Annotated in this window: 21 protein-coding genes; 6 read left to right on the plus strand and 15 right to left on the minus strand. The window is 57.8% G+C overall.

Annotation, left to right across the window (positions count from 1 at the left end; translation table 11 throughout):
- Positions 1 to 117 precede the first annotated feature (117 nt).
- From KDX30_RS25835 to KDX30_RS25880, 10 genes are all read right to left on the minus strand, one after another.
- A complete protein-coding gene (locus tag KDX30_RS25835) occupies positions 118 to 558 on the minus strand; it encodes a CBS domain-containing protein (protein WP_027902816.1) in 441 nt (146 codons plus the stop codon).
- A gap of 119 nt (positions 559 to 677) precedes the next feature.
- Positions 678 to 1,754 (minus strand): protein-glutamate methylesterase/protein-glutamine glutaminase, encoded by a 1,077-nt coding sequence (locus tag KDX30_RS25840; RefSeq protein WP_027902815.1) that lies wholly within the window; start codon positions 1,752 to 1,754, stop codon positions 678 to 680.
- Entirely contained in the window at positions 1,717 to 2,244 is a 528-nt protein-coding gene (cheD, locus tag KDX30_RS25845) for a chemoreceptor glutamine deamidase CheD (protein ID WP_099269309.1), read from the minus strand. The genes KDX30_RS25840 and cheD overlap by 38 nt, the downstream gene beginning before the upstream one ends.
- Positions 2,241 to 3,047, minus strand: coding sequence for a CheR family methyltransferase (locus KDX30_RS25850; RefSeq protein WP_176560630.1), 807 nt, complete (start codon positions 3,045 to 3,047; stop codon positions 2,241 to 2,243). Before KDX30_RS25850 ends, cheD begins: the two co-directional genes overlap by 4 nt.
- A gap of 18 nt (positions 3,048 to 3,065) precedes the next feature.
- Positions 3,066 to 3,605: a chemotaxis protein CheW gene (locus KDX30_RS25855; protein ID WP_027902812.1), complete on the minus strand. Its 540-nt coding sequence runs from the start codon at positions 3,603 to 3,605 to the stop codon at positions 3,066 to 3,068.
- 38 nt (positions 3,606 to 3,643) lie between these two features.
- Entirely contained in the window at positions 3,644 to 5,302 is a 1,659-nt protein-coding gene (locus KDX30_RS25860) for a methyl-accepting chemotaxis protein (RefSeq protein WP_231665863.1), read from the minus strand.
- 31 nt (positions 5,303 to 5,333) lie between these two features.
- The gene (locus KDX30_RS25865; RefSeq protein WP_231677869.1) at positions 5,334 to 7,460 is read right to left on the minus strand and encodes a chemotaxis protein CheA; all 2,127 of its coding nucleotides are present in this window, start codon (positions 7,458 to 7,460) and stop codon (positions 5,334 to 5,336) included.
- 50 nt (positions 7,461 to 7,510) lie between these two features.
- Positions 7,511 to 7,801: an STAS domain-containing protein gene (locus KDX30_RS25870; RefSeq protein ID WP_122398400.1), complete on the minus strand. Its 291-nt coding sequence runs from the start codon at positions 7,799 to 7,801 to the stop codon at positions 7,511 to 7,513.
- 37 nt (positions 7,802 to 7,838) lie between these two features.
- Positions 7,839 to 8,207: a response regulator gene (locus KDX30_RS25875; protein ID WP_027902808.1), complete on the minus strand. Its 369-nt coding sequence runs from the start codon at positions 8,205 to 8,207 to the stop codon at positions 7,839 to 7,841.
- A 9-nt stretch (positions 8,208 to 8,216) separates the two neighbouring features.
- Positions 8,217 to 9,431: a methyl-accepting chemotaxis protein gene (locus KDX30_RS25880; protein WP_231677870.1), complete on the minus strand. Its 1,215-nt coding sequence runs from the start codon at positions 9,429 to 9,431 to the stop codon at positions 8,217 to 8,219.
- 397 nt (positions 9,432 to 9,828) lie between these two features.
- Between KDX30_RS25880 and KDX30_RS25885 the strand changes: the two genes are divergently transcribed.
- The gene (locus KDX30_RS25885) at positions 9,829 to 10,824 is read left to right on the plus strand and encodes an aldo/keto reductase (protein WP_231677872.1); all 996 of its coding nucleotides are present in this window, start codon (positions 9,829 to 9,831) and stop codon (positions 10,822 to 10,824) included.
- A gap of 593 nt (positions 10,825 to 11,417) precedes the next feature.
- Here KDX30_RS25885 and KDX30_RS25890 read toward each other — a convergent pair.
- Positions 11,418 to 12,326 carry a LysR family transcriptional regulator gene (locus KDX30_RS25890; protein WP_231677874.1) on the minus strand — a complete coding sequence of 303 codons (909 nt, stop codon included), beginning with the start codon at positions 12,324 to 12,326 and terminating at the stop codon, positions 11,418 to 11,420.
- A gap of 101 nt (positions 12,327 to 12,427) precedes the next feature.
- On the opposite strand from KDX30_RS25890, the gene KDX30_RS25895 reads away from it, so the two are divergent.
- Positions 12,428 to 13,675 carry an aspartate aminotransferase family protein gene (locus KDX30_RS25895; RefSeq protein WP_231677875.1) on the plus strand — a complete coding sequence of 416 codons (1,248 nt, stop codon included), beginning with the start codon at positions 12,428 to 12,430 and terminating at the stop codon, positions 13,673 to 13,675.
- 213 nt (positions 13,676 to 13,888) lie between these two features.
- On the opposite strand, the gene ppnN is transcribed toward KDX30_RS25895, so the two are convergent.
- A complete protein-coding gene (gene ppnN / locus KDX30_RS25900) occupies positions 13,889 to 15,262 on the minus strand; it encodes a nucleotide 5'-monophosphate nucleosidase PpnN (RefSeq protein ID WP_027898418.1) in 1,374 nt (457 codons plus the stop codon).
- Between the two features lie 322 nt (positions 15,263 to 15,584).
- Complete coding sequence (locus KDX30_RS25905; RefSeq protein ID WP_231677876.1) at positions 15,585 to 17,543, minus strand: DNA topoisomerase III; 1,959 nt, start codon at positions 17,541 to 17,543, stop codon at positions 15,585 to 15,587.
- 246 nt (positions 17,544 to 17,789) lie between these two features.
- Between KDX30_RS25905 and KDX30_RS25910 the strand changes: the two genes are divergently transcribed.
- From KDX30_RS25910 to KDX30_RS25925, 4 genes are all read left to right on the plus strand, one after another.
- Complete coding sequence (locus tag KDX30_RS25910; RefSeq protein WP_027902743.1) at positions 17,790 to 18,116, plus strand: DMT family transporter; 327 nt, start codon at positions 17,790 to 17,792, stop codon at positions 18,114 to 18,116.
- A gap of 102 nt (positions 18,117 to 18,218) precedes the next feature.
- Positions 18,219 to 18,752 (plus strand): DUF4174 domain-containing protein, encoded by a 534-nt coding sequence (locus KDX30_RS25915; protein ID WP_027902744.1) that lies wholly within the window; start codon positions 18,219 to 18,221, stop codon positions 18,750 to 18,752.
- Positions 18,753 to 18,905: 153 nt separating this feature from the next.
- Positions 18,906 to 19,856: a GlxA family transcriptional regulator gene (locus tag KDX30_RS25920; protein WP_231677877.1), complete on the plus strand. Its 951-nt coding sequence runs from the start codon at positions 18,906 to 18,908 to the stop codon at positions 19,854 to 19,856.
- A 269-nt stretch (positions 19,857 to 20,125) separates the two neighbouring features.
- Positions 20,126 to 20,635 (plus strand): helix-turn-helix domain-containing protein, encoded by a 510-nt coding sequence (locus tag KDX30_RS25925; RefSeq protein ID WP_122704141.1) that lies wholly within the window; start codon positions 20,126 to 20,128, stop codon positions 20,633 to 20,635.
- Here the strand turns inward: KDX30_RS25925 and KDX30_RS25930 are convergent.
- Together KDX30_RS25930 and KDX30_RS25935 are read right to left on the minus strand one after the other, a co-directional pair.
- On the minus strand, positions 20,527 to 21,054 hold the full coding sequence (locus tag KDX30_RS25930) for a GNAT family N-acetyltransferase (protein ID WP_231677878.1): 528 nt from the start codon (positions 21,052 to 21,054) through the stop codon (positions 20,527 to 20,529). The two genes, KDX30_RS25925 and KDX30_RS25930, sit on opposite strands and share 109 nt — an antisense overlap.
- Positions 21,055 to 21,057: 3 nt before the next feature.
- Positions 21,058 to 21,525: a RidA family protein gene (locus KDX30_RS25935; protein ID WP_231668206.1), complete on the minus strand. Its 468-nt coding sequence runs from the start codon at positions 21,523 to 21,525 to the stop codon at positions 21,058 to 21,060.
- Positions 21,526 to 21,634: the final 109 nt, after the last annotated feature.

Below are 21,634 nucleotides of genomic sequence, written 5' to 3' on the forward strand. Positions count from 1 at the left end.
AGCGCACGAGCACCGCGCGGCCGCGATGGCGGTGTGTCAGGCAGAACGCTATCGCGGCCTCGCGGTGTTCGTGCGCTCCTACAGGGTCATTATTCGCCGTGAGATTGCGCGCAGGCATCAATCCCCGCGAATGTATTGCTCCAGTTGCTTAATCAGGCTGGCCTGCTCGTCTATGGCCTCTTTGACAAGGTCACCGATGGACAGCAATCCCAGCAATTCGCCGTTTTCCACAACCGGAAGGTGGCGCAGGTGGCTGTCGGTCATGATGCCCATGCAGGCTTCGACGCTCTGTTGGGAGTCGACGGTGATGACTTTGCTGCTCATGATCGCGCTGACCGGGGTGCCCACCGAGGAGCGGCCCTGAAGGACCATCTTGCGCGCGTAGTCGCGCTCGCTGACTACGCCTACCAGCTTGCCATTGTCGACCACAGGCAGCGCGCCGATGTTTTTCTCGGCCATGAGCCTGAGCGCATCGAGCACCATCTGGTGAGGGGAGATGGTGTGGACTTTCTGATTAGAAGACGCCTTGAGCTTGAGCAGTTGTGCGACGGTTTTCATTTGTTGTTCTCCCGTGACGACCCGAGGCGGCGTAGGGCGGCCTGACAGTCTGCAAACAGCATCGTAGACCGCGCCCCACAGAGCAAGCTGCAAAACCGCATCAAGGTATTAGAAAAACGCTATTTGTGCAGGATTGCGTGCTGGATGTCGTGTAGAGGCATGATGCGTTGCGCGGCATTCAGTTTGATCGCTTCCTTGGGCATGCCGAACACCACGCAGGTTGCTTCATCCTGAGCGACGGTCGAGCTGCCAGCGTCCAGCATTTCCTTCAGGCCGCGGGCGCCATCATCGCCCATGCCGGTCATGATGATGCCGGTGGCGTTCTTGCCAGCGAATCTGGCGACTGAGCGAAACAGCACGTCCACTGACGGGCGATGACGATTTACCAGCGGACCATCCACCACTTGTACGTGGTAAAACGCGCCACTGCGGGTGACCATCATGTGTTTGCCGCCCGGCGCGATGAGCGCAAGGCCTGGCAGGATGCGGTCGTTATTCTTTGCCTCGCGTACTTCAATCTGGCTGAGACCGTTAAGACGTTCGGCAAAGGACGCGGTAAATTTCTCCGGCATGTGCTGCACGATAACGATGCCCGGACAGACGCGGGGCAGGGCGGTCAGCACTGCTTCCAGGGCCTGAGTGCCACCGGTGGAGGTGCCCAGTGCGACGATGCGTTCGGTGGTCTGGGCCATGGCGTGACCCTGCGCGGCAGGCAGAATGGCATCGGCGCTCAAGCGTGTCGCAGGTGTCAGTACTGGCGCTGCTGCTCGTCGGCCAAGGTTTTTGACATTGGCGTTGGCTGCCGCACGAATTGCACCGACCAGTTCCGCCGCAGACTCCAGCAAAAAATTCTTTAACCCGGTAGTGGGCTTGGTGATGACTTCCACCGCACCGGCTGACATCGCCTGCAGGCTGGTTTCGGCGCCTTTCTGGGTGAGCGAGGAGCAGATGACCACCGGAGTAGGACGCTCGCTCATGATTTTCTTCAGGAAGGTAATGCCGTCCATGCGGGGCATTTCCACGTCCAGCACGATCACGTCCGGCCATTCTTTGGCCAGTTTTTCCATGGCGAAGATCGGGTCCGATGCAGCGCCCATCACATGGATATCAGGCGTGTCGTTGAGGATGGCCAGCAGAACTTGACGAACTACCGCCGAATCATCGACTAGCAGTACGTTTATTTTTTTCGTGGCCATGTTCCGTGGTTGTCCTTATTGGTTTGTGTCTGACCCAGACATGTCCGTTGCACAGGTCGAAAATGACGTTGCGGTAGCCCGTACTGCCCATGTCCTGTGCAATCAGATCCAGATCATGTCTGTTGGCAAGCTCCAGTGCCGCACGGACGTTCATCCGCGCAACGTCACTGTAATGCACGCCGCGCTTATGGTGGGGGAACATCTCGCCGCCCCCGAACAACTTGAGTTGATAGTCTTCCGGCGCCGTACGGTGTGCCTTGGCGTACTCGAGAAACATCTCGATCGCCTCGTCACCGTATTTACCGTTCAGCACGCCGCATCGGTGGGTCCGGGTTGGCAGCATGAAGTGGCACATAGCGCCAATCTTGCGCACCGGATGCCAGAATGTGATGCCAACGCAGGACCCGAGGATCGTGCGTATGCGGGTAGGGCTTGTCGCGAAGTGGAAATCGCCCGGCGCCAGAAAGACTTCATCAACGGTGGTAGTCATGGTTTGCGATAGATCGAGGGTGCTACCAGTTTCAATGCATCGCTGACGCCGTTGAGGCTTTCAGAGTGGCTGACAATGAAATACCCACCGGACTTGAGGCGAGGGAACAGACGGGCAACAACCTTGATCTTTGTCTCCTGGTCAAAATAAATCATCACGTTACGTAAAAAGATCACGTCGAACTCGCCGAGTTCCGGCAGAGCCTCATTTAGATTGACCTGAATAAAGTTGACCCGGTTGCGCAACCCACGGTCCACCAGAAAAGTACCGTGCTGTTTACCGATACCTTTGAGGCAATACTTGTGCAGCAGGGGCTGGGGCAGGTTGGTGGCGCGCTCCATGGGGTAATGCCCGGCACGGGCCTTGGCAAGCACCTGGCTGCTGATATCCGAGCCGATAATTTCCCACGGCGTGGTGCCAAGGCTTTCGGCCAGGGTCATTGCCAGACTGTAAGGTTCTTCGCCTGAGGAGCTTGCTGCACTCCACACCCGAAAAGTCTTGCCCGGCGTTGCTTTGGGCAATACCTGCTGGCGTAAAAAATCAAAGTGTTTGGGCTCACGGAAGAAATAGGTTTCATTGGTGGTGAGCAAATCCAGCGCAACCTGAAGTTCGTCGCTGCGCTGGCCGCTCATGATCAGCTTGAAGTATTCGCCGTAGCTTTCCAGCTCATAGTGCTTGAGGCGCTTGAACAAGCGGCCCGCCACCAGCGCTTTTTTCGCAGGTGACAGGCTGATGCCCGCGGCTCCGTACAGCCAGGACTGAAACTGACTGAATTCCCTGTCGTTGAGCACTGTTCCGTTCACGATATCTGCCGTCCCGGATCAGCGTTGTTCGGCTTCGATGGCCGGAATCTGATCGACTGCGGCCAGACTCGACATTTCGTCGATAGACAGCACCTGATCAACTTCCAGGACGATGACGAACTTGCCATCGACCTTGGCCATACCGCTGATGAAATCGGCACGAATCTTTGCTCCGAAGCTCGGTGGCGGTTCGATTTGCGAAGCGGGGATGTCCATCACCGCTGACACGGTGTCCACCAGGAGGCCGATGTCCTGTGACTGGCCGTCCGCTGTATTGGCTTCGATGATGACCACGCAACTGCGACGGGTAATCGTCGAGTTGGGGCGGCCAAAGCGTGCCGACAGGTCCACTACCGGGACCACCGCGCCGCGCAGGTTGATCACCCCGCGGACGAAGGCCGGCATCATCGGCACGACAGTAAGATTGCCGTACTCGATGATTTCTTTGATGCCAAGGATCCCGATGGCGAACATCTCGGTGCCGAGCATGAACGTCAGGTACTGCTCCTGTTCCTCAACGACCGTCACGTTTTGTCGTGTCGTAGCGATTGCGCCCATGTCTGTCTCCTTCATGACAAGCGAGTGGTTGGATCCGCTCAGAATCGAGTGAATTCGGATTCATCCGGAGTGCTTGCCATGTTGTACGCAAACGACTTCTGCGGCGCTTGTGGAGCCGGGCGAGAGGGCTTGCGGCTTGTAGTGCCTGAAGAGTTATCGAACTTCGCTGGCTGGCTGGCGGCTTTCGGCGCAGCGTCCAGGGTGAAGAAGCTCATGGCCTGTTGCAGTTGCTCAGCCTGGCTGCTCATCTCTTCAGCGGTGGCAGCCAGTTCTTCGCTGCTCGACGCGTTTTGCTGAGTGACCGAGTTGAGCTGGGTCATTGCCGTGTTGATCTGTGCGACACCGGCTGCCTGTTCTTCGGAGGCGGCGCTGATTTCCTGAACCAGATCCGAGGTTTTGTTGATCGACGGGACCATTTCGTTGAGCAGGTTCCCGGCTTTCTCTGCCATGTCGACGCTGCTGGACGACAGCTCGCCAATTTCCTGTGCTGCGACCTGACTGCGTTCCGCGAGTTTGCGCACTTCAGCGGCAACTACTGCGAAACCTTTGCCGTGCTCACCTGCACGCGCTGCTTCGATGGCCGCGTTGAGGGCCAGCAGGTTGGTTTGATAGGCGATGTCGTCAATGATGCTGATACGCTGGGCAATTTTTTTCATGGCCACAACGGTCTGCTGCACGGACTCACCACCATCGGTGGCTTCCTTGGCAGCCTTGCTGGCCATGCCGTCAGTGACTTTGGCGTTTTCGGTGTTCTGGTTGATGCTGGCGCTCATCTGCTCGATGGAGGCGCTGGTCTCTTCCACGCTGGCCGCTTGTTCGCTGGTGGCCTGGCTCATGGACTGAGCGGTTGCACTCACTTCTTCAGAGGCGCTGGCCAGATTATCGGCGGCGTTACGCACTTCACCGATGATGTGCGAGAGCTTGCCGACCATGTTTTGCATGGCGTTGATCACCATGCCGGTTTCGTCTTTCGAGCCGGGGTTGATATGGACGTTAAGATTACCTTCGGCCAGTTGTTCGGCAACAATCGCCGCTTCTTTCAATGGGCGGGAAATGACTCGCGAGATAAATAACGCCAGACCCAGGCCGACGATTAGCGCCGAGATCAACACTGCGATGATCGAAATCCGCGCGGTTGCGTACAGCTCATTACCCAGCACATTGGCTTTTTCAGCACCGGCGTCGTTGAACTCGACCATTTTCTGCAGGTCTGCTGTCACCAGGTCAAAAGTACGTTTCGACTCACCCCGCAACAGAGCACGTGCATCGGCTTCTGCACCCTGCATGGAAAGGGCCAGCACGTTTTTGCTGACGGTCAGATAAGCGGCCCAGTCAGACATCATCGTGTCGAAAAGCTGGCGTTCATCCGGCCCGGAAATGAGTTTTTCATAGACCGCGACCCGGCTCTCAAACTGCTTCCTCGCTTCCGCCGCTTCTTGCTCTGCGGTCGTTTTTTCCTGAGTGGATTCGGTGCTGATGTGGCGGTTTTCCTTGAGGCGGTAATTGGCCGCCTGGAAGCGCATGGCGGACGCCGCACGCATGGACGGCATCCAGTTATCGCGAATGTCACTGGCGGTGTCATTCACTTGACCCAGCTGAATGATGGAAAAAACGCCCATGACTGCGGTGAGGGCGAGCACCGTGAGAAATGACGCGATCAACTTCGTGGCGATCTTCAGATCGTAAAACCATTTCATCGGGTGTTACCTCCATGGAAATGCGGATGCATCAACGGGCAGTGGCTGGCGATTGGGCTGGATTAGCGGTGTAGCGTGTTTCGAGGTGTACGATCTGGCTGAGCAAAGCCGGAACATCGAGAATCAATGCGACGGCGCCGCTGCCCAGAATGGTTGAGCCGCTGATGCCGCGCAGTGCGCCGAACAGCTTGCCCAACGGTTTGATCACGGTCTGGAATTCACCCAACAGGTCGTCTACAACCAGTCCCGCCTTGTGATCGGCGTAACGCACCACCACCACATTCTGGCGGCGAGCGGCAGGACCGTCGTGGTAGAAGTGGTCACGCAGATACACCAGGGGCAGCACTTCACCGCGCAGGTCCAGATAACCCTGTTCGCGGCTGATCTGACGGTCGTCCTCGCTGAGTTCGATGCACTCCTGGACCATGTCCAGCGGGATCACGTAGGTGGATTGACCGATACCGACGAGGAAGCCGTTGATAATGGCCAGCGTCAGCGGCAAACGAATGCGTATGACGGTGCCTTGCCCCGGTTTACTGTCCAGATCGACCGTGCCGCGCAGCAGGGTAATGTTGCGCTTGACCACGTCCATGCCGACGCCACGCCCTGAGAGGTTGGTGACCGCCTGGGCCGTGGAGAAGCCCGGTTCGAAAATCAGGTTGTAGATTTCCTGATCGGTCAGCGTCGCGCCGGGGGCTATCAGGCCGCGTTCCTGGGCTTTTTCCAAAATCCGGTCGCGATTCAGCCCGGCGCCATCGTCGGCAATTTCCAGGACGATGCTGCCCGAATCATGGTAGGCATTGAGGTGCAGATGGCCCTTGGCAGGCTTACCCGCAGCAAGGCGCGCCTCGGCGCTTTCAATGCCATGATCCATGGAGTTTCGCAGCAGGTGCATGAGAGGGTCGCCGATTTTCTCGACAACGGTTTTGTCCAGTTCAGTTTCGGCACCGCTGATGATCAGGTCGATGTCTTTGCCCAGTTCCTGGCTGACATCCCGCACAACACGGCGGAACCGGTTGAAGGTGTCGCCAATGGGGATCATGCGCAGACGCAACGCTCCGTCGAGAATTTCTTCTACCAGCCCGGAAACTGTCGAGGTGGACTCTTGTAACGGATCGTTGTCGCACGTACGGGCGAGCAGGGTAGCGCCCGCACTGGCGATCACCAGTTCACCGACCAGATTGATCAGTTCGTCGAGTTTGTCGGCGTTGACCCGGACGTAGCGGCCATCTTTGCCTTTGCTCTCGGCAGGCTTGTCGCTGGAAAGCTGTTTTTCACTGGAGGCGTTGGCCGGCACGCGTGGCACGGAGCGCTGATCTTCCAGCAACTCGCCCATGGCAACCATATCGGTGCCTTGCTCAGCGATGGTTGATGCCTGAGACATCAGTTCAGTGCCCGAGCAGTCCTGCTGACTCTCAGTGTCGGCTTTAGTGATTTCAACGAGACAGTCTTCGCGCACGAAATCAAAGACTTCGTTGATGGCGGCGTGGGTCGCACTGGAATAGAAGTCGATTTCGAAGCCCAGATAGCAAGACTCTGCATCCCAGGCTTCCAGTGTTGGCAAGTTGTCGGTCAGCGTCTGCACCGTGACGATCTCACCCAGCGTGTTCAGGAAACGCAGGAACGACAAAGGGTCCATGCCATTGCGAAACACGTCGTGACCGAAGCGCAGGGAAATATGCCAAAGCACGGCATGGGTCTGTTCGGCGTGGACTTCAGCGTCCGGAATGACTTCCAGCTCATCGTTGCTGACATTCGCAGGGGCCTGATAAGCCTGAAGGCTTTTACGCAGTTCGGCTTCACGAGCCAGTGCCGGAGCTTGCAGCTGGCCGCCCTGACTGGCGACGACATCAATCAGTTCGAGCATGTGATCGCCGGATTTCAGCAGCACCGCTATCAGGCCTGCGTCGGCTGAAACACTGCCTTCGCGCAGTCGGTCCAACACGTCTTCGACGATGTGCGTAAAGCTGACAATCGGGTCGAGCCCGAACAGACCCGCCGAGCCTTTGATAGTGTGCGCTGCCCGGAAGATGGCGCCAATCGCGTCGGCATCGCCGGGTTCGCTTTCCAGTTGCAGCAATGACTCTTCCATCGCCTCCAACAGCTCGCGAGCCTCGACGATGAACGTTTGTAATGCCTGGTCGAGATTAATGCTCACGCTCAGTTCCCTTTGGTGATGTCAGCTGCAGCAGCCGGGCGAGTCGGTAGTCAAACCGACGGGCCCATACCACTCAGTTGCAGGGTTTCCAGTACCGCATTGCTATGCCCGGTCAGGGTCAGTGCCGTCCCGGCCTTCGAGGCCTCGCGGGTAACCATGATCAGCAGTTGCAAGCCTGCGCCGTCCATTTCGGTGATCTGCGAAAGATCGATCTGCATCTGCGGCGTTGCGCCCAGTCGCGGAAGCAACTGAGCGGACAAGTCCGAGGCGGTGTAAATCGTCAGCTCACCGTCGATGTTCACGTGTGCCGTGTCATTGAGAATTTCACATGCAAGCGGCATCACAACCTCCTGGTATCAGGCATCAAGTAGCAGGCAATCAGGGCAGAATCAGCTTGGAAACAGCCGCGAGCATTTGTGCTGGCTGGAACGGCTTGACCACCCAGGCTTTTGCGCCTGCTGCCTGGCCTTCCATTTTTTTCGATTCCTGAGATTCGGTGGTCAGCATGATGATCGGGGTGAACTTGTAGTTCGGCAGCTTCTTGACCTCTTTGACGAAGGTGATGCCGTCCATGTTTGGCATGTTCACGTCGCTGATGATCAGGTGCACTTTCTGCCCGGTGAGCTTGCTCAGGGCGTCACGGCCATCGCTCGCTTCGATAACGTCATAACCTGCGCTTTTCAGGGCGATGCCGACCACTTGTCGAACGCTGCTGGAGTCGTCGACGACCAGTATGTTTTTAGCCATGTGGCTCTCCTAAAAAAAGGTTATTTCTTGTGAATTCTGTTGTCCGGCGCTGCTGCCGTGGTGCGTATTGCGCTGCTCGTCGGTGGCGTAGGTCGCTTCCATACGCGCGAGCCAGCTGCGTGCATCAATCGCCACGGCCTGGTCAGGTGCCTGCGTCGCCTGCTGCAGATGGGCGTGCAGGTCGTCAATGTTGTCACGCACATGAACCAGTATCTGGCTGACCCGATCCTGAAATTGCAGGCTGACCAGTACTTCAGTCATTTCGTCACGGATACCGAAGCTTTCCCGTTGAAGCATTTCGGCGGACTCGGCGAGGCGCTCGGTCACGCTCTTGAAGCGCTCCAGTACTCGCTGAATAGTGTTCTCGGAGTTCGCTACCGAGTTGCTGTCCTGGTCCGCGCCACTGGAAGCGGCCTGCACCAGTTGGTTGATGGCGCTGTTGATGATGTCGACCTTGGCGGACATCTGCTGACCGGTCTCACTTGACTTGCTCGACAGGCTGCGCACGGCGTCGGCGACCACCGCAAAACCGCGCCCGGCTTCGCCCGCGCGGGCCGCTTCAATGGCTGCGTTGAGTGCCAGCAGGTTGGTTTGTGCGGCGATGGCTGCGACGTCGGCGGCCATCGTGCGCAATTCACCGGTGTAAGCAGTGAGGTTGCGAACCTGAGCCAGGGTTTCGTCACGGCTGGTCTGCGTGGCCTTGAGAGAATCGATGACCTGCACCAGATCGCTGTCGCTTTGCGCGAGTACTTGCAGCGCACCATCGCCACTCTGACCGCCAAGATCACCCGCCGCATGTTGCGACGCATGAACCGTTTCCTGCAGGCGCGAAGAGATGCCCGTGAAGCGCCCGGTCAGGGTGACGATGGCGGTTTCGGTCTGCTCTCGTGAGCTTTCGACTTGCTTGGCCCAGATGGGCATAGCGCCCAGCAGGACTTCATTGATCTGCGCGCTGGATTTCAGCGATGCGCTATTTGCAGTTTGCTGTTGTTGCAAGCCCGCAGCGATGGCAATGGTCTGCAGTTTCCGGTTTTGACTGGCCGCCGCGAACAGCCCCGTGGCAACACCCACAGCCAGTACGGCGGCACTCAAACCCATGTTCAATTGGGTAGAGGCCGACAGTAACAGCGCGGCACATCCTGCAGCAGCAGGCACCAGTGGAAACCACAGGAAGAGCGTCTGGCGACCTTGAACAGGAGAACTACCGGTTTGGCTCTGCAGCATGGTTCGATCCTTGAACGACTCAATAAGGAGAAATGGCGAATACTTTGTTATCTGCAAACACGACTGAGACTTTAGTCACATTAATGGCGTCAATCGTCAGACGATTTGACGACGACTGCTTCATTCGAGGGTGAGTTGGCGCACCTGTGTTGTTTTGGGGGTGTCCATTACCTGTGTTTACTAGGGATTCCCCGATTGAGGGTCAGGAAAAAGCGTAGCAGTGCAATTTCAAACCAGGAAATAATTTGTCTTGAATACTTGGAACTTTTCTTATCCCCAGGGCTTCTGGACACTGAACACCCCTCATTTGGTCAGGCTTGATGAGCGGTCCCCACAGCAGCATCTTGCACGGCTATCCTCAGGGGCTTGAGTTTTCGAAGCCCGAAGGAGAAGCAGCATGCAATATCGTCAATTCGGCCGGACAGGCCTCAGTGTTTCCCGGCTGTGTCTGGGAACCATGACCTTTGGCTTGCAGACTGACGCTCAGGTTTCACACCGAATCATTGATCACGCCACGGACGCCGGGGTGAACTTCATCGACACGGCGGACGTTTACCCACTCGGTGCCAAATTCGATGCAGTGGGGCGAACGGAGGAAGTGGTTGGCAGCTGGATCAAAGGTAAACGCGATCGCTTCATCCTCGCCACCAAGGCCAGTGGCCCCATGGGACCTGCGGCCTGGAATAAGGGTAATTCGCGCAAGCACCTGCTCGATGCCATTGAAGCTTCGCTCAAACGATTGAACACCGACTATGTCGATATTTATCAATTGCACATGGATGACCCGCTGACTCCGCTGGATGAAACCCTTGAGGCGCTGGACATCATCGTCAAGCATGGCAAGGCGCGTTATATCGGGGTGTCGAACTTCCTGGCTTATCGAATGGCGAGGATGCTTGGAAGGGCGGACTGCCTGAGGCTGACCCGCTTCGTTTCCATTCAGCCACGCTACAACCTGTTGTTCCGCCAGATCGAGCGCGAGTTGTTGCCTCTGGCCAAAGAAGAAGGGCTGGCGGTCATTCCCTATAACCCGCTGGCCGGCGGTTTGCTGACCGGCAAGCATGCGCTGGAACGCACGCCCAGCGATGGTCGTTTCACGGCGAGTGTGGGCGAGGCGGGGGAGATATATCAGCAGCGCTACTGGCATGAGCGTGAGTTCCAGAGTATCGAGCGGCTCAAGGCCTTGCTCAACGAGGCGGGCAAACCCATGACCACTACCTCTGTTGCATGGGTGCTGGCCAATCCGGTGATCACTTCGGCAATCATCGGAGCGAGTCGTCCGGAGCAACTGGATGACACCCTGGCTGCGGCAGATTTTGTGCTGGATGAGTCATTGAAGACGCACCTTGATGAGATTACTCATGAGTATCGATGGGGGGATGCGGCGCGGTAGGGATTAATTGAATAGTCGGCCTGCAGCTCACAGAAGTTACGAGGTCCGCGATGACGGTCTGCCTGACACACCGCCATCGCGGCCTCGCGGTGCTCGTGCGCTCCTACAGATTTTCATGTGCTGTGCGATCTAGCGATGTGTCAGGCAGACGCTGGACCTGTAGGAGCTCACCGAGGTTACGAGGCCAGCGATTACGGTTTGCCTGATACACCGCCATCGCGGCCTCGCGGTGCTCGTGCGCTCCTACAGATAATTCAGTGGTGTGCGACCTAGCGATGTGTCAGGCAGATGCTGGACCTGTAGGAGCTCACCGAGGTTACGAGGCCAGCGATGACGGTTTGCCTGACACACCGCCATCGCGGCCTCGCGTTGCTCGTGCGCTCCTACAGATATTTCATGTGGTGTGCGACCTAGCGATGTGTCAGGCAGATGCTGGACCTGTAGGAGTGAGCTTGCTCGCGATTCGGTTTTTTGGTCGACGAATTTATCGCCTGAACCGACGCTATCGCGAGCAAGCTCACTCCTACAGGGTCCCTGGTTGCCGCGAGACAGCGCGGTGCCATGGACGCTGGGGCCGCTATCGGCGACGACCTTCAAACAGACCGACCCCACAACTCCACGACATAGTCGACAAAACTGCGTAGCTTCGGCGAGCGGTAGCGATCCTGGGCGTAAAGCAGGTGCATGGGGCGGCATGGAAGTTGGTAGTCAGGTAGCAGGGCGATCAGCTTGCCGTTTTCCAGATCCTCCTGAACCAGCGCGTCAGGCATCATCACGATCCCGGCTCCGGCGCGTGCAGCTTTGTGCAGTCCTGCAGAGGTGTTCATGGTGATCGGGCCGCTGACCGGCACTAATATTTCGCCTTCAGCCCCCGTCAGCCGCCAGTGTTTTTCGACTGAACTCCAGTCATCTCCGGCCGGGTAGGCAAACGCCAGACAATCATGCTGTTGCAAATCCATAGGCTCGACGGGTGTGCCGCGACGTTGCAGATACGACGGTGCTGCGCACAGGGTTAGGGTGTAATTCTGCAAGGGCCTGGCAATCAGGCTTGAGCTATGAATCTGGCCCAGACGAATCGCCGCGTCGAACCCCTGACCGATCAAATCCATGCGCTCGTTGCTCCACACAATATCCAGCTTGATTTGCGGGTAGCGGCGGATGAATTCGCTCAGCGCCGGGGCGAGGCTTTCCGAGCCAAATGTAAACGGTGCAGTAATCCGCAACGTCCCTTGAGGGATGTCCTGGGATTGCGCTGCCAATTGCTCCGAATCGGCAACCAGCGCCAGAACATCCACACAACGCTGGTAGTACGTAGCGCCAAACTCAGTCAGCCCCTGGCGACGCGTCGTACGTTTGAGCAGGCTGACCCCCAGTCGTTGTTCGAGCCCGCGCAAATGGTTGCCCACCATGGTGGTCGACATACCGCACTCAAGTGCAGCAGCCGTCATGCTGCCGGTTTCCACCACTTTGACAAACACCGACATTGCCTGGAGCAAGTCCATTATCAAGCCTTACTTTAAAATCATTGAAGGAAATCGCCGTTTATCCAGCTCAGGTTGCTAACGATACTGGAAAAAAACACGCCTGAGATGGAGTTTCAAACATGACCGCCACTTGCCTGATGAGCACCTACCTTCCGTTGACGCTAAGTTTCACTCGCGGCCTTGGCACTCGCCTGTGGGATGAGGCAGGTCGCGAGTATCTGGATGCGGTGGCGGGTGTTGCTGTCACCAACGTCGGTCATTCCCACCCCCGGCTGGTGGCGGCGATCAGTGAGCAGGCAGGCTTGCTGATGCATACTTCTAACCTGTACAGCATTCAGTGGCAGCAGGAGCTCGCTCGGAAGTTGACCGGGCTGGCGGGCATGGACCGGGCGTTTTTTAATAACTCCGGCGCGGAAGCCAATGAGACGGCGTTGAAGCTGGCCCGGCTGTATGCCTGGCACAAAGGCATTGAAAAGCCGCTGGTGGTCGTGATGGACAATGCATTCCACGGTCGGACGCTGGGGACCTTGTCTGCCAGCGACGGTCCTGCCGTGCGGTTGGGTTTCAACTCGTTACCGGGTGATTTCATCAAAGTGCCGTTTGGCGATCTCGCCGCACTGGACAAGATATGCAAGACCTATGGCCATCGCATTACGGCCATCTTGCTGGAGCCTATTCAGGGCGAAAGTGGCGTGCAACTGGCTCCGCCGGGTTATCTGAAGGCCTTGCGTGAGTTGTGCAGTCGGCGCGCGTGGTTGTTGATGCTGGATGAAATTCAAACCGGTATGGGCCGCACCGGGCGGTGGTTCGCGTTCCAGCATGAAGGCATTGTCCCGGACGTGATGACATTGGCCAAAGGCCTGGGCAATGGCATCCCCATCGGTGCCTGCCTGGCGCGAGGCAAAGCGGCTGAGCTGTTCACTCCGGGCAGCCATGGCAGCACGTTCGGCGGCAACCCGCTGGCTTGCCGGGCTGGCTGTACAGTCGTGGATATTCTCAAGGATCAGGGCCTGCTGGATAACGCCCGGTTGCAGGGCGAACGGTTGCTGGCCGGATTGCGCGCCGCCCTGAGTGAACACCCGGATGTTCTGGATATTCGTGGCAGGGGCTTGATGGTGGGCGTCGAGTTGACCCGACCATTGGCAAATCTGGCAGCGATTGCCGCACACGAGCATGGCCTGCTGCTTAACGTCACGCGGGGCAAGACGATTCGTCTGTTACCGCCGTTGACCGTCAATGAGCAGGAGATCGATGAGATTGTGTTGGGGGTTTGCAAGACGCTGGCGTCGTGTACTGGGGTGGGAGGACGCGGCCTGAAGGCTGAGGTGTTGCCAATGACGTTGACGCTTGAAGAGGTATGTAGCTGAGCGGCTTTATCTGGCATTCCGGTTAATTTTGCGGTGACTGTATCGTCGGAGTGCCGCCCAGACCAAGCCACGCTCCCACAGGGTATGCAATCTCATGTGGGAGCGAGGCTTGGTCTGGGCGGCACTCCGACGATGCAGGCGCTGAGGTTTAACTTTGGAGTTGTATTTCAGCTAAACGAATAGCCGCAGTACGATCAATCATTCACAACAGCCTCAAGTCACCACCCGATAGCAGGGCTCATACGCCGCGCCACCTGGCAGCTTCATGCGGTGCTGTTCGACGAACGCGTGCAGCAGTCGATCCAGCGGTTCCATGATTTCGTTGTCGCCATGGATTTCGTATGGCCCATGTTGCTCGATCAGACGAATACCTTTGTCTTTGACGTTACCGGCGACAATCCCCGAGAACGCACGACGCAGATTGGCCGCCAGTTGATGCGGCGGTAATGATCGGCTCAACTGCAGGGCTGCCATGTTTTCATGGGTCGGATCAAACGGATGCTGGAAGCCTTCGTCGATTTTCAGCAGCCAGTTGAAGTGGAACGCGTCATTGCGGTCACGGCGGAACTGTTTGACGGTCTTGAGCCCGGCAGTCATTTCCCTGGCCACTTCAGCCGGGTCGTCGATGATGATCTGGTAGTGCTTGTAAGCCGATTCGCCCAGGGTCGCGCCTACAAACGCGTGCAGTTGTTCCAGATACGGCGCAGCGCTTTTCGGACCGGTCAGCACCACCGGGAAAGGCAGGTCGTGGTTGTCCGGGTGCATGAGGATGCCCAGCAGGTAAAGGAACTCTTCTGCGGTGCCCGCACCACCCGGGAAGATAATGATGCCGTGGCCAACGCGCACGAAGGCTTCAAGGCGTTTTTCAATATCGGGCAGGATCACCAACTCGTTGACGATCGGGTTAGGCGCTTCTGCCGCGATGATGCCGGGTTCGGTCAGGCCCAGATATCGACCTCCGTTGATCCGCTGTTTGGCGTGGGCAATGGTCGCGCCCTTCATCGGGCCTTTCATCACGCCGGGACCGCAACCGGTGCAGATGTCCAGGCTACGCAGGCCAAGTTCATGGCCCACTTTCTTGGTGTATTTGTACTCTTCGGTGTTGATCGAGTGACCGCCCCAGCAAACCACCATCTTCGGTTCAAGACCCGGACGCAGCGTGCGAGCGTTGCGTAGCAGATGAAACACGTAGTCGGTGATGCCTTGGGAGCTTTCGAGATCAATGCGCTGGCTGTCCAGCTCGCTCTCTGTGTAAACGATGTCGCGCAAGGCGCTGAACAGCATTTCACGAGTGCTGGCGATCATTTCGCCGTCGACGAATGCATCGGCGGGCGCATTGAGAAGCTCAAGGCGTACACCACGATCCTGCTGGTGAATGCGGACTTCGAAACTCTCGTAGGCCTCAAGAATGGTCTTGGCGTTATCGACATGCGCGCCGGTGTTGAGAATAGCCAGGGCGCACTGGCGGAAGAGGGTGTAAATGCTGCCTGAACCGGCGGCGCTGAGTTGCTGTACTTCGCGCTGGGACAGTGTTTCGAGGCTGCCCTTGGGACTGACCGAGGCGTTGATTACTTGTCTTGGGGGCATTCTGAATTCCCTTGAAGAAATGCCGGTGAGCCAGTCGGGCTCACGCGCATCTGAATAGTGAGACCCTGCGTTTCCCTGCACGAAAAGGCGGCAGGGCGGGCAAGTGTCTTGTTGAATACCGTGGGGCAAAAGCCAACACCACGGTTTAAGCGGGCCGACAAACCGGGTTGACTCAATATCCTCCTTGTCTGAGTTGCTGCTCTTGATTATTGAGGTGCGGCTGATTGTGCGCACCTGAGCAGGCATCGCCATTCAACCGGTGAATCAATTAAGCGTCAACTCCTTGCAAGTGAGTGGGTTACAGCTGGCATCCTATACCCGATCACGGTTTGCTGGCAGTTTTGGCTGCACGTCGTGGCTTGGCGGTACTGGTGCCCGCAGGTTTGCGCTTGCCGGTCTTGCGTTTGCCTTTCCATGGCGGCTTGCCTCCGGCAGGACTTGCAGATGCGGTAATGACCATGCGCGTGCCCATACAGCGGCTGATGTGCTTGCTCATCCAGGTGGCCTGCCGGGCGACAAACTCTTCGAGACTCATCTCGCCAGCCTGGACCATGTCCAGCGCCTGTTCCCAGATGGCTGTAGTGCCCGGATCGGCGATTGCGCGGGGCACCGCGTCGATCAGGCTGAATGCAGCCGGTGTCGCCGCCAGGGCTTTGCCGTTCTTGCTCAGATAACCTCGATCCAGCAAGCCCTGAATGATGCCAGCACGTGTCGCTTCTGTGCCGATCCCGGTAGTGTCCTTGAGTTTCTGTTTGAGGCGCGGGTCTTCCACCAGACGGGCGACATTCTTCATCGCCTTGATCAGGTCACCTTCTGTGAACGGCTTGGGTGGCTGGGTCCAGAGATCCTTGAGAGTGACGTTGTCGACCGCGTAATCGCTGCCCTCGGTCAGCTTTGGCAAGGCTTGCGGTGCCGGCGCTTCCCGACCTTTTGGGGGCGTCAGAGCTTCCGGCAATGCGCGCTTCCAGCCTGGTTCGACGATCACCTTGCCGGTCGCCCGGAGCTTTTCACCGCCACAGTCGAAGTCGGCCTGCGTGCGATCGTATTCATGGTTGGGCAGAAACTGCGCAAGGTAACGGGCCCGAATCAAGGTAAACACTGCGCGGTATTTGCCGGTCAGTTGATCGAGGGATTTGCCCGCGCCGGTGGGGATGATGCCGTGGTGAGCGCTGACTTTTGCGTCGTTCCAGGCCCGAGAGCGGCGACCTGGATCAAGGTGTTTGAGCAGCTCGTTCAGCGCCGGGTCTGCGCGACCCAGTGCGGCAATGATCTTCGATGCATCGCTGTGCTGGCTGACTGGCAGGTAACCGCAGTCGCTGCGTGGATAGGTGATGACTTTGTGGGTTTCATATAGCGCTTGAGCAACGTCCAGTGTTTCCTGTGCGCCGAGACCCAATTTTTTCGAACATACCTCCTGCAACGTACCGAGGTCGAAAGGCAGCGGCGCGGCTTCACGTACCCGTTCGGTTCGCAGTTTCAGAAGCCTGGCAGTCGCCGCGTTGCGCATGGTTTCAGCGGCTTGCTGCGCAGTCGTCTGATTCAGGCATCGATCCTGGTCGTCACAGACATCTGCAGCGGCACGCCATTGAGCAGTGAAGGGCTGGTCAGCGTGGAGCAGTTGCACATCGATAGCCCAGAAGGGCACGGGCACGAAATCGGCGATGCTGCGATCACGATCCACTACCAGCCGCAGCGTCGGGGTTTGTACGCGTCCCACCGGCAATACGCCTTGATAGCCCGACTGGCGGCCGAGGAGGGTGAACAGGCGACTCATGTTCATGCCGATCAGCCAGTCTGCCCGTGAGCGTCCCAGCGCCGAGTGGTAAAGGCTGAAGGTTTCGGCGCCGGGCCTGAGGGCGTTCAAGGCCTTGCGGATTGAGGCATCGTCGAGCGCCGAGAGCCAGAGGCGTTGTATCGGTCCGCGATAACGACAATGGTCCACCAGCTCCCGGGCGATCATCTCGCCTTCGCGGTCGGCATCGGTGGCGATGACCAGTTCGGAGGCTTCGCCCAACAGGCGTTTGACCGCTTTGAACTGACTGGCCGTGCGTGGCTTGACCAGCATCTTCCATTTTTCCGGAACGATGGGCAGGTCATCCAGCACCCAGCGTTTGTAGCGAGCGTCGTAACTGTCAGGTGGCGCGGTTTCCAGCAGATGGCCGATGCACCAAGTCACCGTAGCGTTGGGCCCCACCCAGCAGCCATCACCACGTCGACTCGCGCCTAGTACAGCGGCGATATCTTTGGCCTGGGAGGGTTTTTCGCACAGAAACAACCGCATGGGTACCATCGTTTTTTACGGGTTTTGATGGGGGCACAGCATGAGCAGTAAGGACGTTTTCGGCAAGTTTTATCTGTATGGATATACAGATAAAACTTGTGGGAAGGTGCCAGGAGGCGGTTTGGAATGCAGTTTTTGTGGGAGCTGCGCAATTCGCTGGGACCGGCTTTCAACCTTGCACCAACCGCTCTGGCACCGCTATTTTGTCCCGACGCCAACTAAAGAAAACCATTCCGAGGAAGTTCGATGAGCTGGATGTTTCTGTTATTCGCAGGTGCCTGCGAAATCATCTATGCCGCGGTAATGCCCCGTACCGATGGTTTTACCCGGCTGTTGCCCAGTCTGTTCTGCGGTTTTTTCATCTGTCTGAGCATGTACCTGCTGTCTGTGGCGACCCGCACCATTCCGGTCGGTACGGCTTATGCTGTATGGGTCGGAATCGGTGCGTTGGGCACTGCGGTTTACGGCATGCTGGTACTGGGCGAAGATCGCAGTGTGTTGCGGATTTTGTGTTTTTTGCTGATTCTGGCTGGCATTGTCGGACTGAAGCTGGTGTCCGCACCCGTTAAATAAAAGGGTTGCGACGGCTGTTGAGCTATACCCAATGAGAACAAAACATCTAAAACAGCGTCGAAAGCCCGACTAGTGTCCTGTCTAGGTTTGAAGGAGCCATTTATGTTTATCCGGTCGTTGACCCTCGCCACGTTGCTTATCTCTGCGGGCCCTCTGCTCGCGGCTGACAGCGACAGCCCTCTGAACCAGGACCGCGGCAAGTCGCGCCCATTGATTGTTATCGCGCCGAGCACACTGGACCCGACACTGGTCAACCTGCAAAAAGAGCTCAAGGAACCGGAAAACCAGAAGGGTTTCGCAGAGCGTGGCATGGTGCTTTATACGGTGGTTGCCATGATCGGCAAACGTGACGGTAAAGACCTTGATCCTCAGTCAACCATGGCGCTGATTCGGGAGCTGAAACTGGGGGCGAGCAGGGGAACCAAGGTCGTTCTGGTGGGCAAGGACGGTGAGAAAAAACTCGACCAGCTTGGCCCTGTTTCCGTGAAAGATTTGTTCACCACGGTTGATCAATTACCAACCGAAGAAAAGGCTGCCACCGCTCCGGCAGCGGTTGCACCGGTGCCTGAGGCCAAGCCCGGCGCGGAAAAGGCTGGCAAGCCAGCGAAAGGTGCGCCTAAAACCCTCGATGACTGAGCCGTAAAGGTCTGAAACTGGCGAGCCAGCCGATAGCGGCGAAGCGCCACTCAAAACGTTAGTATGTGCACGGGTCAAGGCCCGGGACCGACGCAGCCGCGGTCCCGGGCCTTTGCTTTAGGGTGTTGAACTCGATTTGGGCGATGTAAGAGCATGAAGACCGTTGCAATCGTTTTGTTTCCTGACTTCCTGTTGCTCGACATGGCCGGGCCGATGGAGGTGTTCTCTATCGCAAACCGCTATCTCGAGCCCTCCAGACACTATCAGTTGACCACTGTGGGCACCCAGGCGTCGGCCATTCGCGCGTCAAATGGCGTCACGGTTCACCCTGACGTCTGCGTTGAAACTGCACCGACAGCCTTCGATCTGCTGTTGGTACCGGGTGGTCCGGGGTCTTATAACGACAGTCATCCACCGCTGGTGGCCTGGCTGCAGCAAGCGGCGCAGCAATCGACCCTCTACGGTTCGATTTGCACCGGCGCTTTTTTGCTGGGTAGAGCCGGTTTGCTCGACGGTCACACCGTTACCACTCACTGGCATTACACCGAGCGCTTGATCAAGGGTTTCCCGGCGGCTCAGGTCACCACCGACCAGATCTACATCAAGGATCGCCGCCTGGTGACTTCTGGCGGGGTCACGGCAGGGATCGATCTCGCACTGGCACTCGTCGCGGAAGATCACGGCAGAAAAGTCGCGCTGGATGTCGCCAAGGTTTTACTGGTGGTAATGAAGCGGCAGGGCGGTCAGGCGCAATTCAGCCCGCTGGTGGCGACTGTTGCAACGCAGGAAACGCCGATCACCCGGATACAGAACTACCTCATCGAGCACCTTGACGAAGAGTTCAGCATCGAGCGAATGGCTTCGATGGCAGCCATGAGCCCGCGACATTTCGCTCGGGTATTCAGCCGAGAAGTGAACATGACGCCGATGGAGTTCATCCAGAATGCTCGACTGGACCGGGCGCGTAACCTGCTGGAAACCACCGTGCTGCCGCTCAAGACAATCGCCCACCGCAGTGGCTTTGGCAGTGTGCGTTATATGCGCTCACTCTTCAGCGACAGGCTGGGTTTGACACCTACCCAGTATCGACAGCAGTTTGGTTGATCGATCGCTTTGTTATCGCCTTGCGGTCTTTGTGGGAGCGAGGCTTGCCCGCGATAAGGCTGGATGCGATTTAACCTGATATCTGCGGGCCCCTCATCGCGGGCAAGCCTCGCTCCCACAGGTTTTGTGTGTGCTGCTCAATAGCGCCGTGCTGCCAAGGTTTGTCCTGATCAGGCACCTTGATGGCCGTTGTGCTCCCCCCGCAAGGGTTGTTAGAAAACTGACGACTGCGAAGATGACTCCAGCATATTTCGCAAGGTTTTATCGTCATGGACAATCCGCTGCACGACGTCAACGACGGGCTGAATGAGCCGGTCACCGGCGGTCTTTCTCCTGGCCGGTTGGCATTGGTCAAACAACTCATCACTGCTGACCTGAGCAAGAAAGTCTCTGTGCCTTTTCTGGCAGCGTCCTGCGAGTTGACGCGCAGTCATTTCTCGCGCTCATTCAAGCGCAGCACGGGCATGTCCCCCCAGGAATGGATTCGCAACCAGCGCATCGAGCAGGCCAAGCAACTGATCAAAGAGTCGGAAATGACCCTCACGCAAATCAGCGCCGAATGCGGGTTTTGCGATCAGGCGCATTTCTCTCATATGTTCAGCAAGACCGAAGGTACCAATCCCGCGCGGTGGCGGGGCCATGCACGCAAGTTGAAGGCGGCCAGCGTGCGTCAGGACTCGCGTAATTCCCGCCACATATGGACCTTGGAAATAAATCCGGTTGCGGTCGCTACGGCCAATGGCTCCAGGCCAAATGATGCGAATCCGTTGTGCTCGTAAAGCTTGCGTGCTGATGCATTGTTTTCACTGACAGTCAGTTGTACCAGCAACGTGTGTGGCCGCTTACGTGCATAGCTCAACGCCGCATCGATCAGTGACTGGCCCAGACCTTTGCCTTGCTGCCCGGCCACCACATACATGCCGAACAGTAAAACCTTGTGTCGCGCCCGTTGCCGGTTGCTGAAGGTCAGCCCTACCGCACCCAGGACGGCGTCACCGTCAGTGATGCCGAACACCACTTGCCCGGCATCTTCTGCCGCATTGAGCCGGTTTTCCCACCAGGACAAGGGCAGGGCAGCGCGCTCTTCTGTGGAGGAGGTGAATGCCTCGGGATGCCGTGTGTAGGCGTCCAGCATCAAATCTCGATAAGCCGCTGCGTGCCGGCCCTGCAAACGTTCAATCCTGAATGCACTGGACATGGCTTACACCACTGCGATCAGGTCAAGTTCAACGGTGGCGTTCTTCGGCAACTGATAGACCCCGACCGACGTGCGAGTGTGCGCACCGACGTCGCCCAGCACGAAGAACAGCACCTCAGAAGCCGCGTCGGCCACTTCGCTTTGCTGAGTGAAATCCTGGGCGCATTGCACGTACAGGTTCATGCGCAGCAACCGCTTGATCCCGTCCAGTGATCCCGCGCTGCGTTGCAGTAAGGCGAGCGCGCGCATCGCGCAGACTTTCGCCGCCAGTTGCGCCTGAGCCAGAGTGGTGTCGGCCCCTGCGCGTCCGGTGACGACTACCGTGTCGCCAACCCTGGGGATTTGCCCACTGATGTAAATCTCGTCGTTGTGCCGAATCAGCGGCACATAATTGCCGCCGATTTTGATCTCGCCATCAAAGCTGTAACCAAGTTGTTCGGCAATCAGGTTGAAGCGCTGGTCTGCTGACATGTCACGTCCCGTGGCGAAGATAAATCCAGTGCGGAGGGTGCCTTTATCGCCTCAAGCTCCTGACATTGGCAAGCGGTCAGGCGTGGATTCTTTGGTCGTAGCCGCCGTC

The sequence above is a fragment of the Pseudomonas quasicaspiana genome (genome assembly GCF_021147825.1).
Taxonomy (GTDB): Bacteria; Pseudomonadota; Gammaproteobacteria; order Pseudomonadales; family Pseudomonadaceae; genus Aquipseudomonas; species Aquipseudomonas quasicaspiana.

What these genes read in the sequence shown, in the direction of transcription:
- KDX30_RS25840 (WP_027902815.1), bottom strand. Translation starts at nt 1,754, where the DNA reads ATGGCCACGAAAAAAATAAACGTACTGCTAGTCGATGATTCGGCGGTA.
- cheD (WP_099269309.1), bottom strand. Translation starts at nt 2,244, where the DNA reads ATGACTACCACCGTTGATGAAGTCTTTCTGGCGCCGGGCGATTTCCAC.
- KDX30_RS25835 (WP_027902816.1), bottom strand. Translation starts at nt 558, where the DNA reads ATGAAAACCGTCGCACAACTGCTCAAGCTCAAGGCGTCTTCTAATCAG.
- KDX30_RS25915 (WP_027902744.1), top strand. Translation starts at nt 18,219, where the DNA reads ATGTTTATCCGGTCGTTGACCCTCGCCACGTTGCTTATCTCTGCGGGC.
- KDX30_RS25935 (WP_231668206.1), bottom strand. Translation starts at nt 21,525, where the DNA reads ATGTCAGCAGACCAGCGCTTCAACCTGATTGCCGAACAACTTGGTTAC.
- KDX30_RS25860 (WP_231665863.1), bottom strand. Translation starts at nt 5,302, where the DNA reads ATGAAATGGTTTTACGATCTGAAGATCGCCACGAAGTTGATCGCGTCA.
- KDX30_RS25885 (WP_231677872.1), top strand. Translation starts at nt 9,829, where the DNA reads ATGCAATATCGTCAATTCGGCCGGACAGGCCTCAGTGTTTCCCGGCTG.
- KDX30_RS25870 (WP_122398400.1), bottom strand. Translation starts at nt 7,801, where the DNA reads ATGCCGCTTGCATGTGAAATTCTCAATGACACGGCACACGTGAACATC.
- KDX30_RS25895 (WP_231677875.1), top strand. Translation starts at nt 12,428, where the DNA reads ATGACCGCCACTTGCCTGATGAGCACCTACCTTCCGTTGACGCTAAGT.
- ppnN (WP_027898418.1), bottom strand. Translation starts at nt 15,262, where the DNA reads ATGCCCCCAAGACAAGTAATCAACGCCTCGGTCAGTCCCAAGGGCAGC.
- KDX30_RS25875 (WP_027902808.1), bottom strand. Translation starts at nt 8,207, where the DNA reads ATGGCTAAAAACATACTGGTCGTCGACGACTCCAGCAGCGTTCGACAA.
- KDX30_RS25925 (WP_122704141.1), top strand. Translation starts at nt 20,126, where the DNA reads ATGGACAATCCGCTGCACGACGTCAACGACGGGCTGAATGAGCCGGTC.
- KDX30_RS25855 (WP_027902812.1), bottom strand. Translation starts at nt 3,605, where the DNA reads ATGGGCGCAATCGCTACGACACGACAAAACGTGACGGTCGTTGAGGAA.
- KDX30_RS25905 (WP_231677876.1), bottom strand. Translation starts at nt 17,543, where the DNA reads ATGCGGTTGTTTCTGTGCGAAAAACCCTCCCAGGCCAAAGATATCGCC.
- KDX30_RS25880 (WP_231677870.1), bottom strand. Translation starts at nt 9,431, where the DNA reads ATGCTGCAGAGCCAAACCGGTAGTTCTCCTGTTCAAGGTCGCCAGACG.
- KDX30_RS25930 (WP_231677878.1), bottom strand. Translation starts at nt 21,054, where the DNA reads ATGTCCAGTGCATTCAGGATTGAACGTTTGCAGGGCCGGCACGCAGCG.
- KDX30_RS25920 (WP_231677877.1), top strand. Translation starts at nt 18,906, where the DNA reads ATGAAGACCGTTGCAATCGTTTTGTTTCCTGACTTCCTGTTGCTCGAC.
- KDX30_RS25910 (WP_027902743.1), top strand. Translation starts at nt 17,790, where the DNA reads ATGAGCTGGATGTTTCTGTTATTCGCAGGTGCCTGCGAAATCATCTAT.
- KDX30_RS25890 (WP_231677874.1), bottom strand. Translation starts at nt 12,326, where the DNA reads ATGGACTTGCTCCAGGCAATGTCGGTGTTTGTCAAAGTGGTGGAAACC.